The following is a 16,996-nucleotide window of genomic DNA, read 5'->3' as shown; positions in this document are numbered from 1 at the left end:
ACCTTGTCGCATGTGCGGACAGCAAGCCGGTAGTCGACCGCGCCGCTGCCTCTGCGATGGGCGCCCCCGGAACGAGTCTTGTGCTCATGGCTCACCGGACGGCGTCTCGTCCGATTTCACCCAACGCTCGCGCACAGGGACGAGGCGTGACTTGAAAGAAGGCTGCGCAGCTCGTAGCAGCACTGCCCGCCCTCTCGGCCGGCGACTCTGCAACTACTCCGCGATGCGGACCTATGCGAGGAGCCGACCCGACCGTTGGGGGCGGGGTGTCGGGTGGACCTGTGGGGTCAGCGGCTGATGGTGATCGCGCGGTTGGCGGGGATGTCGGCGTACCCGCCGAGGCCGTTGGCGCCGTAGTTGTAGTCGACCGCGGTGGTTGCGCCGCGGATGTTGATCTTGACTGTCGGGCCTAGGGTGCCGCCTCGGCGGAAGTTGTTCTTCGTGCCGATGGTGTCGATGAAGGACTGCACGAGGCCGCCGGGCATCACGTAGTGCGAGTAGGCCTGGAAGGCACCGGGGTGCTGGTTGAAGTCGGGGTCGAACGGGTTGCCTGCTGCGTAGTTGAGGTTGGTCGGGTTGCCGAGGGCGAGTCCGGAGCCGCGGTTGAGTGGCTGGTAGTCGCTGCGGATCCCGTTGCCGACGAAGCCGTAGACGCCTTCGGGTCCGTCGATGCCGGAGGCGAACGTGCCTCGGTGGCTGATGGTGAACAGGTAGTACTTGCCGCCTTGGAGGTAGATCTGGGGTCGTTCGGTCTGATCGGTCACGCAGTTGGCTGAGAGGATGGGGGGTAGGAAGTGCCACTTGGTCAGCTGTCGGTTGTCGGCAACTGCGAGGCCGATGTTGGCCATCTGGAGAATGGCGCCGGTGTCCATGACGGTCTCGAGGTCTTCGGCGTGTGGGTCGCCCGGGCGGTAGCCGAGGTCCTGGTTCGTGCAGCTGCGGCTTCCGCGCTGGCCCGCGCTGTTTCCTTCGAAGACCATGAAGGTCTTGTTCGGGTAGCGGGGGTCTTGGAAGGTGAACGGGTCGCGGAAGTTGTAGAACGGGTTCTGTGCCCCGGTCTGGTACCACTGACCGTCGGCTTGGAGAAGGTCGCGGACGCGGTTGAAGCCGGTGAACCAGACGCCGTCCTGGTCGGCGTGGATCCGGCCCTGGCTGAGCGCGATGCGGGCGTCGTAGGGCTTCCGGTCGGTGCCGTCGGGGTTGCGGTAGAACGCGACATCGGTGAAGAACAGCTTGATCTGTCCGTCCGGGAAGACACGCGCGGACCCAGACCACTGGGTCTGGTGGCTGTAGGACTGGTCATCGAAGATCTGCCCGGTGACGCCCTCGTCGAACACCAGGCCGCCGTAGGTCCAGCCGCCGTCGCGGGGTCGTTGGTCGGCCGGGATGCCGGCCGGACGGTAGAAGTAGCCGATCTTTGCGAAGACGTGTCGGTCGTCGAACCCAAGTCCTCGGTCCGCGACCAGGGACATGATGACCTCCCAGCCGTTGACGCTGTACTGGTTGGAACGCTCGTCGGTCAGTGGCCAGGTGTCCCACACCCAGACTTCGCCGTTGCTCATGTCAGGGAAGTCTTGAGGAACGGTCGGCATGGTGTAGGCGGGCGGCATGGAGTTTTCACGGGGACCGGCGTTCGGATCGGACATCGCCTTGATCTGCCGGGCGTCCGCGCGAGTCCAGCGCGAGGTGTAGTTGGCGTTGGGGTTGTGTGTCCGCTGGCTGTGGACAGTCGGGTCGGGGTATCCCGGTACTGCTTGAGCGGGTGCCGGGGCGAGCGTGAGGAGTGCACCGGCGGTAGCTCCGGCGATCGTCGCCACGATCGCGGCGCGCAAATGCTCCGTTGTGACCATCATCTTGTCCCTCCGAGAAATGGGCGTTTGATGGTCAACCAAGCCGTGCATACTCCCCAATGAAGGCTAGACCCGCGCACGCAGTGCAAGCCACGGTTCGGCTGCAGCGTTCTCGCGATGTGAACCTCCAACTCATCCCTTGAGACAACCCTCATTGCAAGGGGATGAGCGCGGGCATAGCGTCTGATCTGGCCGACCTCGGGTGCATGCCCCCCTTTCCTAGCCCAGACCCGAGCCGTGGCGCGACCCGTGCGTGTTCATCGCAGGCTGCCTGTCGAGTGGATCTGACAATGCCCAGACCACGCTGGCCGCCGGCCGCTCGACAAACGTCCAGATCGCCATCCTCGCCACCGGACTCCCACTGCTGGCCGCCACCGCCGTCGCATGGATCGATCACTCAGCGCCGCGAGGCGGAGCCCATCAGCCCGCCACAGACGGCCCGTGGCGTCCTACGCTGCACCTCCCTTCGGAACGCGGCTGGATGAACGACGTGCAGCGCCAGTCACTGTTGCACTCCCACGACGGTGGCGACACCTTCATCTCCTATGACCGGAGCCCGGTGCTCGACAACCCCGGCAGCGACAGACTTCGTCACCCGAAGATCATCTGGGACGACGACCGCGGCCAATGGGTCATGGCGCTCGCCGAAGGCAGCAAGATCGGGTTCCACACTTCACCGGACCTCAGGGCCCTGGCGGGGCCGGAACGATGTTCCTGGCACACCGAGGGCCGGTCAAGGCTCAACAACGCCGATCCCGCCGTCCCACGCCCCTGCGAGCCGTCTGACATTCGCCTGACGCCCCGCCTCGAGCCGGCGGCGCCCTGCCTCCTGGCTGATGAACGGGTCGGGCACCGTCGGAGGGCTCGGGCGTCCTGTCGGCATGAGCGACGACACCGGCCGCGCGGACGGCAAGGAGGGTTTGAGGCTGACCGGGGTGGAGGAGCTCGCGAAGCGGTGGTGGTTCTGGTTGCGGAAGTTGGTCGACAGGGCACTCAGCGGCTCTCGGACATGAACTTGCTTCGGACACGGCAGTTGAAGCTGCTTGCGCCGCGGTGTCAACGGCACCGGAGAGGGCGCGGCCCGCGGACCGGGGTGCCAGTTCGTCTACCGGTCGGTCGGGACGGCTTGATTGCCCTCCGTTTACCCTCCAGATACAGCGGCGCTGAACCGGTGCTGATCGGGCCAACGGTCGGAGTTGGCAGAGACGCCGGATCCCAGTCAGCACAAGCGATTCGGCTGTTTCGCGAAACGTTCGGTAGGGGTCGGAAGGCCTCTGGTTGATTCCAGAGGTCGCAGGGTTCAGATCCTGGCATGAAGACGGCGACGACAGCCGTCAACCTTCGCCTTCTGGGCGGCATGCCAACTGCCTGAACTCGATGCGTAGCCCAGGTCGTTGCCGAGACGACCAGCATGAGGACAGCGACGATCAGGCCGTAGGTCAGCAAGGCGCCGACAATGGCACGGAGATCTCCCGAGCTGCCAACGGCGCCGAAGTCGAGTCCAACTCAATTCGGGCTAGCGCGACATCTGCTCATGCAACAGAAGGTGCCCCGACGACGCAGATATCGAGAGACCATTGCGTGAAGCGCTCGCTCGCCTGGCAAGCCCGCGGACGGCGGCACTGCTACGCGTGCAACTCGACTCTTCCATCGGACGTGCAGGACCGCGCAACCCATTGTTGACTCTCGTTCGACGGGGTTCCTCGATGGATAGTCCATCTCATTGAGTCCGAAGGCCGGCCATTCGGTATCAACGAGTCCGGAGCCATCGCGGTGCTGCGGTGGATGTCGTTGGTGATCTGATCTGCGTTCGTGTCGAGGACTTCGGAAGCGTGCGTTGTCGAGTGCGCCGAGGGGGCCGAGGATGCGTTCGGTTGCCTCGACGATGGCGAGCGCCGTGGACCTGAAGCAGGGCTCGATCGGTCCGTCCTTCGGTACCCAGCGTCGGCGGCGCGTCCCCACAGACCGGATTGACGACAGGTCGAGGACCTTGCCAGCGGAAGGCGGGCACTCTCCCGACTGCTCGTCGAACTCCGGGGCCAAGGCTGGTGCAGCTTGATGCAACGTTGTCCGGGGCCGATTTGCTGCGGGCTGACCGATCGGCGGCTTGGCGACGTCGATCGAGATTGGTCTGAGACAACATCTGCGGCTGCTCCCCGGATGCGTCGGATGAACTTGTTCCACCGGACGATTCGCGGCGCTATGAGGTACGTCTCCTACCCGCCAGTCACCGCGATGCGTCTACCTAGACTCCGGCGCACTGCTGGCGGCCCGAGTCCCGAGCTTGGGTCGCCAGCGGCGGCAACGCTCCGGCCGACACGATTCCCCTCCCTCCTCGAGTGGTCGGTGCGGTCCTTCCCGTTGGTCTGTCGCTCAACGGGAAGGACGCCTCTCTTGCGAGAGGTCTAGTCCCGGGCTCCGCCGATCCGTGGCGGGCCGTCTACGGGGCCGCTAGTCCAGACGTCGACAGCAAACGCAGTGGACGGAGCAAGCGTGACCGAAGTCCACATCCTGACAATCGCAGCCAACCTGCCGATCTCATTACTCGACCGGGTGCTGACCGCAACCGAACGAGCCCTGGACGACCTCGGCGTTTCAAGAGTCCGGATTACCTCGGAAGGACGGAATCTGAGAGTCGTCGCGGATGTTCCCCTCAAACGTGACGAGTTGGATGGCGACTCGTGGCCCAATTGCAGTCAGTAGAGCCCGCGCCGGCGAGGCGAGCGCAGCAGAATAGCGCGAATTCAAGTGAGCGATGCTGGCGTGGTCGGCACCTTGGCCCAGATCAATGCATGGAACTCGACGCCGCGTTGTTTATGCGGCATCCGCGAAGGTAGAGCTGCCCTGATCACGGCGGGGATGCCCGCCACACGTAGGACCGGAGCTGACGAGATCGGTCGATGTTCACGTGCGTCGACGGATCGTCATGACCTGGCCCGAGAATTCAGAGATCATGCCGTACCGAACGTGGTCACCAGCGCAGTGAGGGAGTCGGATGCGTCCGCCGGAGGCTTGGTACGCGGCGTAGAGAACGAGGCCGGAGCAGTCGAAACCGCCGCCGATCGGCCCCTCGAAGTTGCCACCGCCCCAGACGTAAGGCTTCCCGATCTCCGCGGCGGCCGCGGCGATGAGCGCACTGGAGAAGCCGGCTGGCAGGGCCGGAGGCAGGGGGTCTTCATGCGCAACGTCCTCGCGGTCGCGCCAAGGGCAACGCCGAGACGGTCGTCGCCGCGATCCGCACGATCTTCGCTCAACCCGACGCCGAGCACGTCGGTGAGCAGTTCGAGGTTGGGCTTGTGGGGGATAGAGGCCATGGAGCGCTCGGAGAGGTAGCGGCGCTCGGCGGTGACTTGCCATTCGTCGTGGGCTTCGACAAGGACTGCGCCGGCGAGGCGGAGCAGGGCGGCGCAAGGAGGTAGCCAAGCCCGAACTCATGTCGGCATGATCAGAAGCCACTGACCCGCACGGTGTCGAAAACTCCACCACTCAGCGGGACATCACCTGAGACGCAGCGACTGCACCCTGGCCGCCCCTGACGCTCGAACGAACCGCACCATAGGCCCAAGGCTGTGGTGACTGACCGGTAGGTGACCTGGACCACAAGCGACGTCTGGGCCAGGAACAGGTTCCAGTGACATCAGTCACGACCCTGGCTAACGTCTCGAACTGACCTCCGCCAGGAGACCCCTGGTCGCCGGCGGAGGTTAGGTGGAACCGTTTCCGGCGCCTCCACCTGACCCCGCCAGGTGACCCGTGGACACCGGCGGGGTCACCCGTCTTTGGGTGGACTCCTAGGTGCCGATCTCGGCACGATCACGGCCCTGGCATCGTCTGACGGTGACGTCCCCCGTTGTGGTGTAACTCCCCGGGGCTGGCTCCTGAACGTTGAGGAGCCACGTGTGAGGGCTTCGTAAAGCACCCGCCAAGGGACTTTTTTCGAGGGAGCGCCACACGATGGCTGTCCCAGTCTGCCCTGCTCGAGGTCCTCGACGCACTGAAGGCCTCCGACTCCACCGACGTCATCCGCCAGGCGCTGCAGGTGATGCTGCAGCAGCTGATCGATGCCGAAGCGACCGCGTTCATCGGCGCCGGGGCCCCACCAGCGCACCACGACCGCTGGTGAGTCGACCTCTCGATCACCAAGCTGTGTCAGGGGGGCGTTCTTCCCCTCGCTGCTGGAGCGGCTGCGCCGCATCGGCTACGCCCTCTGCGCGGTCGCGTTCGGCAGTCGTACGTCCCAGCCCGCGATGGCGTCAGTGGTGTCCTTGTCCTAGCGACCAAGACCGAGGTGGTCGCGTTGCCCGACGAGGACGGCGAGCGATGGAGCGACATCCCCTTCCTGTCGGGAGGCATCGTGGTCAGCACCCGCTCAAGGAGCGGCACCGTGTGGGCGCAGATGATCTGCGCCCTGTTCATCTTCCAGAGAATCGAACGGTGTAGGCGCCGGTCCGGTGGCCCGCCCGCTTCGCCTTCACCGTTACCTTGATGGTTCGTCCGCGGTCAGACTTGGTCTGCTTGTACTCGGACCTCGTGGCGTGCTTGATCGGCTTGCCATCCCGCGTCCACTGGTAGGTGAGTTTGTCGGGCGTGGGAGTCCAGTTGCCCGGAGCCATCCGAACGACCCTCAGAGTGTTGCCTGCGCCACGGTTCCCGGTGATCTTCGCGCGCCCGCTGTATGCGGGTGCCTGGCCCGCCGCGATCGTGACCGGTGGGGGAGTGACCGACACGGGCGCGAACCCATCGCGCCCTGCCGTGATGGTGACGGTCAACCGCTTGCCGACAAAGCTGGGACCAGGGGTGAAGGTGACCGCGTTCGAGACCGGCGTGCCGCCGACGTTCCACGCGTACGTGAACCAGGCCGGTACGGGGCTCAGCATCGGAGGGACCGCCCTGGTCGGGACGTGGACCTGTGCCCGGACCAGCTGTGCGACCGCAGTCTGGTTGAACTCCTGGCTCGGCGCCGACGGGCTGGTCGGGGTCGGGTCGGTCGGGGTCGGGTCGGTCGGGGTCGGCGGATCGGTCGGGGTCGGCGGGTCGGTTCCACCGGCCACGTCGATGCTCAGCCTGTGCAGTCCGTAGTAGCCGTACGATCCGGTGGCGTCGTTGGTCAGTTGGCCTTCGGTGTTGCTGCCGGTGCCGTAGACGTTCCCGTCGGATCCGCCGACCAGCGACGTGTAGCTGCCTGCTGACACTTCTATAGCTGTCACTCCTGCCGGCAGGTCGCCGACCTCGACCACGCCCGTGGCTTCAGCCTTCGCGGCTGTGTAGACGCCCAGCTGTCCTTGGTAGGCGGCGCCGGCACCGTAGACCTTGTTGTCGGATCCGAGCACCAGCGTGTGCCGGTTACCGGCCGAGACCTGCTTGGCGATCACTCCCGACGGAAGGGGCAGGATCGTCAAGGAGGCGCGGGCGGTCCTGGTCCCACCTAACTGGCCCGAGGCGTTGTCGCCGGTGCCGTAGACGTTGTTGTCGGAGCCGAGGATCAGGGACGAGTTGCCGTACGCCGAGATTTCGAGCGCCGTGATGCCGTCAGGCAGCGGCACCGGCGTCAGGCTGGTCTTGTTCGCCGTGTCCATTCCTGTCAGCTGTCCGTCGGCATTGCTGCCCGCGCCGTACACCTTGCCGTCCGAGGTCAGGACCAGGATGTGCTTCGCCCCGGCCGAGGCCTCGACGATCTCGATCCCGGCGGGACCGCTCAACGGCGTGAGCGCAGTCCGCGGGCCTGTGCCGGTGAGCTGTCCCGAGGAGTTGTCGCCGGTCCCGTAGACCTTGTTGTCGGAGCCGACCACCAGTGTGAATCCGCCCCCAGAAGCTGCGATCGAGCGTGCCTGAACCCCCGGCGGCAGCCCGGTCATGGGCGCCAAGGTGCGTAGCGACGTCGATCCGCTGAGTTGCCCGCCCGAACCCTTACCGGTTCCGTAGGCCTTGCCGTCCGAGCCGAGGACGATTGATACGTCGCCGCCACCTGCGATCTCGAGGGCCGTGACACCGCTCGGCAGGCCGACCATCTTGGTCAAGGTGGTCTTGGAACCACTGCCGGTGAGCTGCCCGTAGCCGTTGTACCCGGCCGCATACGGCACGCCCTCGCGAATGACGAGGCTGTGCGCCGAACCTGCGCTGATGGACACCGTTTCGGCGGACGCGCCGGCGGCGTGCGCCGGCCCACCCAGGGCGGTGCTGGCGATGGCGGCAGCCACCGCGGCGACAAGCAATATGGATGGCCTGTCGGCTCGCTTCATGCTCATCATCATGTGATGAGTCAGCCCCTTTCGGCCATGCCCGGTCCGGATCCAGTCATCTGTCAGAAGATAGGGATTCTCCGATCTCCCGGGAAGTGTGGCGTGGTCGACGGCTCGTTCGCGTAAGAATCGGAGCCGTCGAGCCGTCCTGCTTTGTGTTCACGTGGGCACCGGCCCAGGGCGCGGGCAATGGAGTCGGATCCGAGTGCATCGGCGTACCCGGAAGCGATGCCATAGTGCTTCACCTCGTGCGCGCCGCGCCGGGCAGGACCGCGCTGGCCCATCGCGAGATGGACCGGCAGGTCTCCGCGCCTCGGCGCGCGCTCTGCTGCGCGCGCATCGCGCCCGCCGCCACCGGTCTAGTCAATCTGATGACCGTGCGTAATGAGGACGGTTCCTCACGTGTCCTCCTTCTAACTCGGGCACCTGGTGGCCACTGCTGCCGGGTCAGTTCACGAGAACGAACCAGGGGGCTTCACAGGTATGACAGGAACACACAGGCGTTCGGCTCTTCGAGCGCGTCGAACGTGGACAAGGTTGGCGATGGTCGCCGTCGTGATCGCGGGGCTGGGGGCAAGCTCGCTTCCCGCAGTGGCCGCGCCGGGCGATGAGACGCTGACGCTGACGCTCACGCAGGAGACGGGCACTGGCCCGTTCGACGGTGACAACGCTCCGGGCCACGACTCGGGTGCCGGCAATGATGTGGTGCGGACCAACGACACGATCAGCTACACGGTCGGCATCCGCTATGAGGGCGGCGACGCCACCGCGCCGACGATGACCTTCACCCTTCCCCAGGGGCAGGAGCTGGTATCGCTGCCGCCCTTCTGCAAGGCGGGGTCCTCGGTGACTCCCGCGTCGATCGGCGCGCCGGTTCAGCCGGTCACCGCGACGTCGTACCAATCGTTGCCGGCCCAGACCGTCACCTGTGTCGTGGACAACCAGAGTGAGGGCACAGCCCTGGACTACAAGTTCGTCGCGAAGGTGCGCCCCGAGATGCCGCAGGGCGCAGCGATGGGTCCGTTCACGGTGAGCGCGACCACCAACCAGGTCTCCACGCCGGCGGTCTCGCCGAGCGTGAGCCAGGTCGTCTCGGCTGCGGCGGACTTCGACGTGTCCAAGCGCGGGACCTCGACCAACGAGAACACCGGCCCGTACTACCAGGAGCCGGGTCTCGTGAACTGCAGCTTCGACACGACGCGGCTGTGCCGGCGTATCCACTACCCGCTCACGGTGAACTCCACGCCGGGCGGCAAGGGCATCACGCCGCTGGCCTCGCCGATCACGATGACCGACGACATCAGCCCGGCGGTCTTCTACGGTGCCGCGACCTGGGCGAGCGCGGTCGCGCTGGCCGGATCTGAAGCCGCTGCGATCGCCAAGTACGCCCCCCGCCTGGATCACTGCGGGAACGTCACCCACCTGTGGGGAGGACTCCCTTACACCGCCGGTGGTAGCGAGTCCGGCGAGCACGGCGCCGTGTCCAACTCCGGGTCCATCAACTGTGTCCAGCCGGGCGGCGAGGGCACCCCGGTCGACATCACGATCACGGGCGCGGACACCACCGGCTACTACGTGCCGACCCAGACGGGCAATCACACCGCGCTGCCGGCTGACACCGGCTACGTTGTCGCCTTCACGGTGCTGCTCGACGTGCCGCTCGACGCGGTCCTCGACATCGGCGACGCCGGTGTGGACGGCAATACCTGGACGCTGGCGACCGAGAACACCTACACGAACATCGTCATGAACGACATCACCGGTGCCCCCAACACCGGTGAGGACCTGAGCAACAACGACCGTGACGCGGTCATCGCCCAGCAGCGCGGGGAAGGCTTCGACAAGTGGTTCTCCGCGCCGTGGGGTCGTGCCGGAAACGTGCCGGCCGTCGACTGGAACCCCAACTTTCAGGGCTGGGAGGGCATGCCAGGGTCCTCGTACCCTCGGGAGGGCAACGCGGTGGTCCTTCCGGGGCAGCCGGTCATCTCGAACCTGTTCTTCCAATCGTCGGGCGGCGTGCCGCACTCCGGGACGACCTACTCCCGCAGCTACTTCGGCTGTGACGTGTGGGATGACACCCAGCTCGGCCTCACGCCGGGGAACTGGGCGGGAGGCGGGCAATCGAACAGTCGCCCCTCCAACGGAGAGGCGGCCTGGGCCTCGATCTTCATCAACGGCATCGACGGCGCCCAGCCGATCTCGGACCTGCGGAACCTGAAGATCCAATACTCGAGCGGCCCGGGCGGCCCCGGCGCAGCCTCGGACTGCACGACTGGCAGCTGGTACGACACCCCGGCGGCGGTGCCGGGCGCGGTGCTCGACGCAGCGGGGGTCTATTCGGGGGTGAACCGGGTCCGGGTCTCGTTCTCGTCCGACTTCCCCGGCGACCAGGACTGGTTCTTCGTCAACCTGGCCATCGCCCAGACGGTGCGCGCCACGGCGGGCGTCCAAGGCGACATCATCGGCAACTGGGCTGCCTACAAGCGGGTCGAAGGCCTGAAGACCATGGACCAGGTGCTCGCTGACCCCTCGGTCAACTACATGGAATCGACCTACGACCCGGCCACGCACGGCAGCGCGTGGGGAGACCGGCTGACCATCGGCACCGTGACCGCGCGTATCCGCAAGTGGGTCCGCAACCCTGGCAACGGCACCTTCACCGACACCGCGGTCCCGCAGTACACCGCTGGGTCGAACGTCGACTACCGGCTCAACCCGACCCTGACCGCCGACGTCCCTGCCGGCGTCACCGCCCCGGTGATCGTGGAGGACTGCCTGCCGCGCTACCAGCAGTTCGTCTCCTCCAAGCGCGAAGCCTCCGGGGTGGCCATTACCCCGGACCTGATTCAGATGGGCGCGCCAGCCGGCTCCGAGCTGACCTGCCCCGCCAACCGGCAGTACGTCCGGTGGGACCTGGGTCAGCAGGGGGTCGGCCAGACGATCGACCCGATCGTCTACACCGTCGAGATCCTCGACACCGTCCGCAACGGCGTCTACACCAACACCACGCTGGTCACCTCGGCCGGTGACCCCACGGCTGCAGCATTGCGGCAGGACACCGCCGACATCCAGATCGTGGTCCCCACGGGCATCAAGATCGCGAAGTCGACGCCGCAGACGGTCGTGGAGGTCAACCCGAGCGGGGTCGCCTCCCCGCGTCGCCTGCACTGGACGGTCGACTTCGCCAACATCGATGCCCCGCAGAACGTCGGCAACGTTGACATCGTCGACATCCTGCCCGCTGATGGGGTCAACGGGTCCGACTTCACTGGGACGCTGGCCTTCGACACGGCCACGGTCGCGGCGGGGACCGGCATCTCGATCCTCTACACCAGGACGGCGGCCGGCTCTCTCGCGCTCGACCCGGCGGCATCCGCCAATGGTGCTGCGGGCACGACCGTGTGGTGTGACGCACCGTCGGGCGGTGCGGTCGTCTCCGGGGCCGGTACGGCGGCGGACTGCCCGTCGGCGGCCGGCCAGGTGACCGGGCTGCGATTCCTGCGCCCGGGTGACTTCGCTCCCGGCGACGAGTTGACCGTCGACATCACGATGACTCCGTCGGGCAACGCCGGCGGCGACGTCTACAACAACCGCACCTCGGGACGTGCCGACGGCGTGTCCCAGGGTGTCGGCCCGGCCAGCCGGGCCATCCAGATCATCGAGTCCTCGATCGGCAACTACGTGTGGCTCGATGAGGATCGCAATGGTGTCCAGGACGCCGGGGAGAAGGGCGTCGCCGGGTTCACGGTCAAGCTGACGGGCACGGATCTGGATGGAAACAGCATCAGTGCCAGCACGACCACGGACGCTGATGGTCACTACCTGTTCACGGGTCTGCCGTCGGGCACCTACGAGGTCACGTTCGACCCGGCTTCTCTGAAGGCGTGGCAGGCGTTCACCACGCAGGGCGCCGGGGGGGACGATACGAAGGACTCCGACGGCAATGTGACGACGGGCAAGGTCGCAGCGATCACCCTGGATCCTGACACCCAGCTCCTCTCGGTCGACCAAGGCGTTGTGGTGGACAAGAAGCGCCCTGGGTACGTGACGACCATCAGCGACCAGGCGACCACGATCGGCGACAAGGTCACCGACCAGGTCGTCGTGAGCAACCTGTTCACCGGCGAGCCGATCCAGATGCACTGGCAGCTCTACGGCCCGTACGCCGCCAAGGCCGACATGACCTGTCAGCCTGCGGACGTGTTCGCTGAGGGAGACATGACCTTGTCCGGCAACGGCACGGTGACCACTCCTGCGGTCACTCTCACCAAGGCGGGGTACTACACCTACGCCCAGTCCTCCGCGGCCACCGCCGCTTACGAGGCACAGCGCACCGACTGCGGTATCGAGGCCGAGACGACGCTGGTCACCGAGACCGTCCCGCCGCTGCCGCCGACGAAGTCGACGGTGAAGGTCAAGACGGTGTCCTCGCACCAGCGGGTGACGTTGCCGGTCACCGGAGGTGTCAAGGTCTCCGACAAGGTGATCATCAAGGGTCTGCCCGACGGTGTCGATGCCAAGGTCACCGGTGCTCTCTACGGCCCGTTCGCAACCGAGAAGGCGATCCGGTGCAACCCGGCCAACACCTTCGGGAAGGTCAAGTTCACCGCCCACGGCAAGAGCGGCCAGGGCGTCTACCGGACCAGCAAGGTCAAGATCACCGAGCCGGGCTGGTACTCCTGGGCGATGAAGGTGTCGGGCACCCGGTTGTCGAAGTCGGCGACCGAGGGCTGCGGCAAGCCCAAGGAGACGCTTCTGGCGACGCGTGCCCAGGCACCCGTCCCGCCGGTTCCGACCGGATTCGCCGGGTTTGCCGCAGCCAGCGACGAGACCACGAGCAGCGAGGGCGGACAGGTACTGGTCGGGGGCGGCGCTGCCACCGACGAAGGCGAGGAGCTGGACTTCCTCGAGGAGGTCGCGGCCATCGTCGACCGCGCTGATGGTGTCGAGGACGGCAACATCCCTGCGGGCACCCCGGGAGACCTCCCGGTCGTGACCGAGGAGGAGGCCGCCGAGCTCGCCGCACAGGGCGCAGCAGGTGACACGGTGCCCGAGGTTGCCCTGGCTCCGAGCCACTCCAAGCGGCTCTTCTCTCCGGAGGGCGGGATCGGCGTGCGGAAGCAGTCCGGGACGACCGTGAAGATCCCGGCTGTCGGGATCAACACGTCGGTGGATCGCAGCGATATCGCCGGTGGCGTGCTCGCTGTGCCCAGCAACGTCGGTCGCGTCGGTTGGTTCGGCCGTTCCGCGCACGTTGGCGACGTCATTGGGGCGAGCGTGATCGCCGGGCACGTGTCCGATAGCCACGACCGTCCCGGTGCGTTCTACCGGCTGAAGAACGTCCGGCGTGGAGACATCGTCACGGTGGTCCAGAACGGCCGTACGCACCGCTTCAAGGTCACGGGTCTGAAGACCTACGACCGGACGCGGCAGCTGCCTGCCGATGCCTTCGCAACCAGCGGGAAGCACCGGCTCAGCCTGATCACGTGCACCGGCAAGGTCACCTATCCCAACGGGCGGTTCCACTACACGAAGAACCTGGTGGTGACAGCCGAGGAAGTCCGGTGAGCGTGCAGGTTCGACCTGGACGACCAGGAGCTCACGTCTGAAGTCCCGGAGCCGGGGCGCGGTCTTGATCCGCGTCCCGGCTCCGGCCATGAACGCCTTGCTCGACTCGGCGAGCAAGGTCGGCGGGACTTCCACCCCTGGTTCGCCCGCCCGCAACAGCCCGGCGTACGGCTGACTCGAAGGCGTGTCGGTCGTACGCCGGGTCACGCCGTCTCCACGTGCGTGTCCGCGACGAAGAACTTCTGGAACCCGGGGCATAAGCAAGATGCCCCATGAGACGTCCGGCAGGCGTGAGTGAAAATGCAAGCGGCTCCGAAGATGGCGAGCCCCATGAGTCCCCCTCCGACGACGACGACCGCGAGGCACTCGCAGCACTACGAGTAGGCCGTGATGATGCCTGGGAGACGCTCTGGTTGCGGCACTACACCTGGTTGCGCAGCTACGCCGGGGCGTACCTGCGCGCCCACGCAGAGGCTGACGACATCGCCTCCGAGGCGTTGACCCGAACCCTGGTGCGCTTCTCTACGTCGGAAGCTCCCCGATCGCTGCGGTCCTACCTGAAGACCGTGGCCCGGCACATCGCGATCGACCTGTACCGGCAGCGAGAACGTGAGGCTGTTGCCCTGGAACGGTCGAGAGGCGACCTGTCCGTGTGGGAGGACCCCGGTCTCGCCATCGACGAAAGGCGCCGGGTCGTCCAGACCCTCCGGATCATGCCCGAGCGTCAGCGATATGTGCTGATCCGACTGCTGGTCGATGGTCTGTCCATCGCTGACCTGGCAGACGAGCTCGACCTCACCCCCAACGCGACCAGCCAGCTCGCGTTCCGTGCCCGCAAGACCTTTCGACGTCTCTTCGGAGACGCCACGAGCCTCCGGAGCGCGGTGACAGCGATCTGGCGGGCGCTGACGCTGATGGGGGGTCGCCCAGCTGCAGCGCGACATGGGCGATAGCTGGCGTAAGACGCCGCCGCCTTCCTACGTCAAACGTAGGGGTGGGAGCTGCGGCGTCGAAACAGTGCAACGGCCGCCGGGGTCCGCGGAACTGAAAGATGAGTGAGGGAGCCATCGTGGACGAAATGTCACTTCCGGAGAACTGGATCGAGGATCCACGGCAGCCGGATGACCAATGGATGGAGGTGCTGCTCACACAGCTCGTCGCCGAGGAAATGGCTGATCTCGAGCGCCCACATGTCGTCGTCTATGAGCACGTGGACACCGGCTTCGTCACCTATCAGGGGCCCTATCCCAACGCCATGAGTGCCGTGCTCGCCGGCCTGTCGGAGCGAGATGCGACCTGCGCAACAGAGGGAGAACAAGTCTCCTACAAGGTCGCTCGCCTCTTTGATGCCGACCCCCGCTTCACGGACCCGGAAGGCCCAGACCACCCTTCCACGTAGATCGGCGTCAGAACGTAAGGAACCAGCGCCAGCCCGTGTCTTACAGCCGGAGGGCTGTGAGCGTTCGCGGCCCAGGTCTCTGTCTGAGCTGGGGGATGACGACGTGAGAGAGCAGAACAACCAAGGCCTCGGTTTGCGCAATGATCGTCGGGGTCGGCACCGGGCTTCAGATCCAGGACAGATGTCTGACCATGCGGTCGCTGAGCCTGATCTGTCGGTGACCTCGGACATGAGGCTCGTCGAGGCCGCGCGGGCACACAACGACGACGCCGTGGCTGAGCTGTACCGGCGGCACCGTGAGTGCGCGACCCGATTCGCTCGCCAGCTCACCGACACGGCGACAGCCGATGACGTGGTCGCCGATGCGTTCATCAGCGTCTTCCGAGCCATCAACCGGGGCCGAGGGCCGCGCGAGGCATTCCGCTCTTACCTGCTGACAGCAGTGCGCAACGCGCATGTGAACTACGTGCGACGAACAAGTCGGACGACAACGACGGATGACTACGATGCCTTGACGAATCTGCTCGAGCAGGACGACGTCGTGGACGCTGCCCAGGAAGCCGATCTGCTCGTCCGTGCCTTCCGGACTTTGCCTGAGCGATGGCAAACGGTCATCTGGCACACGAGCGTCGAGGGCGACGATCACGACACCGTCGGCAAGCTGCTCGGGCTGAAGCCCAATGCCGTGGCAGCGCTCAACTTTCGCGCGCGAGAAGGTCTGCGACGTGCCTACCTGGGCGCGCACCTCGCCGCAGCGACCAGTGACGAATGTCGGGCGGTGCGCAAGCAGCTCCCGGCCCACGTACGCGGGCGGCTGGCCGTGCGACAGCGAGAGACTGTTGATGAGCACGTGCGGACGTGTCGGGCGTGTGCGGCTGCACTGATCGAAGTTGGGAACGTGAACGCCAACATCGGTGCCGCATTGGCCCCAGCGATTCTCGGAGCCGGGGGAGTGGCGTACCACCTCGGCGGCTCTACCGCCGCCACTTCGGCGGTCTCGGTCGGCGCGACCCACCTCCACGCGTTCGCGTTCCTGCGTACTCGAACGGCTGGGATGCCCGCGATGGCCGCGGCGGGCACAGTCGTCGTGACCGCCGCTCTCGTGGGCGGTATCGCGATCGCCGGGCAGGTGCACAGCACGTCCGCGGACAGCGCTACGCCAGGCCAGCACACTCCCGCTCGCCGAGAGGCTCTCGCTGAGCCGTCATTCTCCATTCCCGCTCTGGTCGACCGGGGCGCCTCTCAGCGCCGTACCGCGTTCACGGTGCGCCCGGCACCCAGCTCGAGCTCGACCCTGGTCTTGGCATTACCGCCCGTTCAGACACCGACTCAGACACCGATTCAAGCGCCGACCGGCGCCCCAGCCCACGAACCGACCCCGTCGAGTCGTTCGACACCAACCAGCAGCCCGTCGACGAGTCCGCCGACCGACAGCCCGACACCTACCCCGACCCCGACCCCTACCCCGACCCCGACCCCGACCCCGACCCCGACCGAAGACCTTGCACTGAGCGCACCGGTGCAGGTCGACAACGGGGCATGGCATCACTTGCAGGTCGATGTCCGGGCGACGCTGGATCCCACGATCCTGACCTTCGTGATCTACGGGCTAGAGAGCTTCACCCTTCACGAGGACTACGACTTCGTCGGTACTGCCTGTTCGACGCAGCTGCAGGATGTCACCAGCACAGTGATGTGCTCGCTGGCTCCGGGTGGAGGGACCTTTGCGGTGGATGTGGTCGTCAGCGGACCGCTCGCCGCTACGGCACAAGTGAGCGCAAGCGGAAACGCAGATCCCGACACGTCGAACGACATCATCGCCTTCAGCGGCTGACGAGCTCAATGCCGACCGTTCGCATAGTGACCATTGCAACCACCGCTGCTGTGGTGAGAGCGAGGCCCAACGCGAGCAGCATGACCAATGACATGGCAGCCACAGT

The 16,996-nt window shown here is 66.3% G+C and carries 9 protein-coding genes and 2 pseudogenes; 7 read left to right on the top strand and 4 right to left on the bottom strand.

Annotated elements, in window-relative coordinates:
* Nucleotides 1-287: 287 nt before the first annotated feature.
* Nucleotides 288-1,850: a glycoside hydrolase family 68 protein gene (locus ABEA33_RS04425; protein ID WP_345525440.1), complete on the bottom strand. Its 1,563-nt coding sequence runs from the start codon at nucleotides 1,848-1,850 to the stop codon at nucleotides 288-290.
* Between the two features lie 481 nt (nucleotides 1,851-2,331).
* On the opposite strand from ABEA33_RS04425, the pseudogene ABEA33_RS27365 reads away from it, so the two are divergent.
* Nucleotides 2,332-2,526: pseudogene (locus ABEA33_RS27365) on the top strand (hypothetical protein); the annotation flags it as partial.
* A 380-nt stretch (nucleotides 2,527-2,906) separates the two neighbouring features.
* Here ABEA33_RS27365 and ABEA33_RS04420 read toward each other — a convergent pair.
* Nucleotides 2,907-3,296 (bottom strand): hypothetical protein, encoded by a 390-nt coding sequence (locus ABEA33_RS04420; RefSeq protein ID WP_345525377.1) that lies wholly within the window; start codon nucleotides 3,294-3,296, stop codon nucleotides 2,907-2,909.
* 1,047 nt (nucleotides 3,297-4,343) lie between these two features.
* Between ABEA33_RS04420 and ABEA33_RS04415 the strand changes: the two genes are divergently transcribed.
* Nucleotides 4,344-4,553 carry a hypothetical protein gene (locus ABEA33_RS04415; RefSeq protein WP_345525376.1) on the top strand — a complete coding sequence of 70 codons (210 nt, stop codon included), beginning with the start codon at nucleotides 4,344-4,346 and terminating at the stop codon, nucleotides 4,551-4,553.
* A 201-nt stretch (nucleotides 4,554-4,754) separates the two neighbouring features.
* On the opposite strand, the gene ABEA33_RS04410 is transcribed toward ABEA33_RS04415, so the two are convergent.
* Nucleotides 4,755-4,958, bottom strand: coding sequence for an NlpC/P60 family protein (locus ABEA33_RS04410; protein ID WP_425577319.1), 204 nt, complete (start codon nucleotides 4,956-4,958; stop codon nucleotides 4,755-4,757).
* A 36-nt stretch (nucleotides 4,959-4,994) separates the two neighbouring features.
* On the opposite strand from ABEA33_RS04410, the pseudogene ABEA33_RS04405 reads away from it, so the two are divergent.
* Nucleotides 4,995-5,152 (top strand): annotated as a pseudogene (locus ABEA33_RS04405) (IS256 family transposase); the annotation flags it as partial.
* A gap of 1,110 nt (nucleotides 5,153-6,262) precedes the next feature.
* Here ABEA33_RS04405 and ABEA33_RS04400 read toward each other — a convergent pair.
* Nucleotides 6,263-8,089, bottom strand: coding sequence for an RCC1 domain-containing protein (locus ABEA33_RS04400; RefSeq protein WP_345525375.1), 1,827 nt, complete (start codon nucleotides 8,087-8,089; stop codon nucleotides 6,263-6,265).
* Between the two features lie 543 nt (nucleotides 8,090-8,632).
* Here ABEA33_RS04400 and ABEA33_RS04395 point away from each other — a divergent pair.
* The 4 genes from ABEA33_RS04395 (at nucleotide 8,633) to ABEA33_RS04380 (ending at nucleotide 16,890) form a co-directional block, all read left to right on the top strand.
* The gene (locus ABEA33_RS04395; protein ID WP_345525374.1) at nucleotides 8,633-13,657 is read left to right on the top strand and encodes an SdrD B-like domain-containing protein; all 5,025 of its coding nucleotides are present in this window, start codon (nucleotides 8,633-8,635) and stop codon (nucleotides 13,655-13,657) included.
* A gap of 290 nt (nucleotides 13,658-13,947) precedes the next feature.
* Nucleotides 13,948-14,610: an RNA polymerase sigma factor gene (locus tag ABEA33_RS04390; RefSeq protein WP_345525373.1), complete on the top strand. Its 663-nt coding sequence runs from the start codon at nucleotides 13,948-13,950 to the stop codon at nucleotides 14,608-14,610.
* A 98-nt stretch (nucleotides 14,611-14,708) separates the two neighbouring features.
* Nucleotides 14,709-15,056, top strand: coding sequence for a hypothetical protein (locus ABEA33_RS04385; protein ID WP_345525372.1), 348 nt, complete (start codon nucleotides 14,709-14,711; stop codon nucleotides 15,054-15,056).
* A gap of 103 nt (nucleotides 15,057-15,159) precedes the next feature.
* On the top strand, nucleotides 15,160-16,890 hold the full coding sequence (locus ABEA33_RS04380; protein WP_345525371.1) for a sigma-70 family RNA polymerase sigma factor: 1,731 nt from the start codon (nucleotides 15,160-15,162) through the stop codon (nucleotides 16,888-16,890).
* Nucleotides 16,891-16,996 lie beyond the last annotated feature (106 nt).

The organism is Nocardioides endophyticus (genome assembly GCF_039543845.1).
Lineage (GTDB): Bacteria > Actinomycetota > Actinomycetes > Propionibacteriales > Nocardioidaceae > Nocardioides > Nocardioides endophyticus.
Note: the sequence above shows the minus strand (reverse complement) of the source record. Positions and strands in the feature narration are given on the sequence as shown.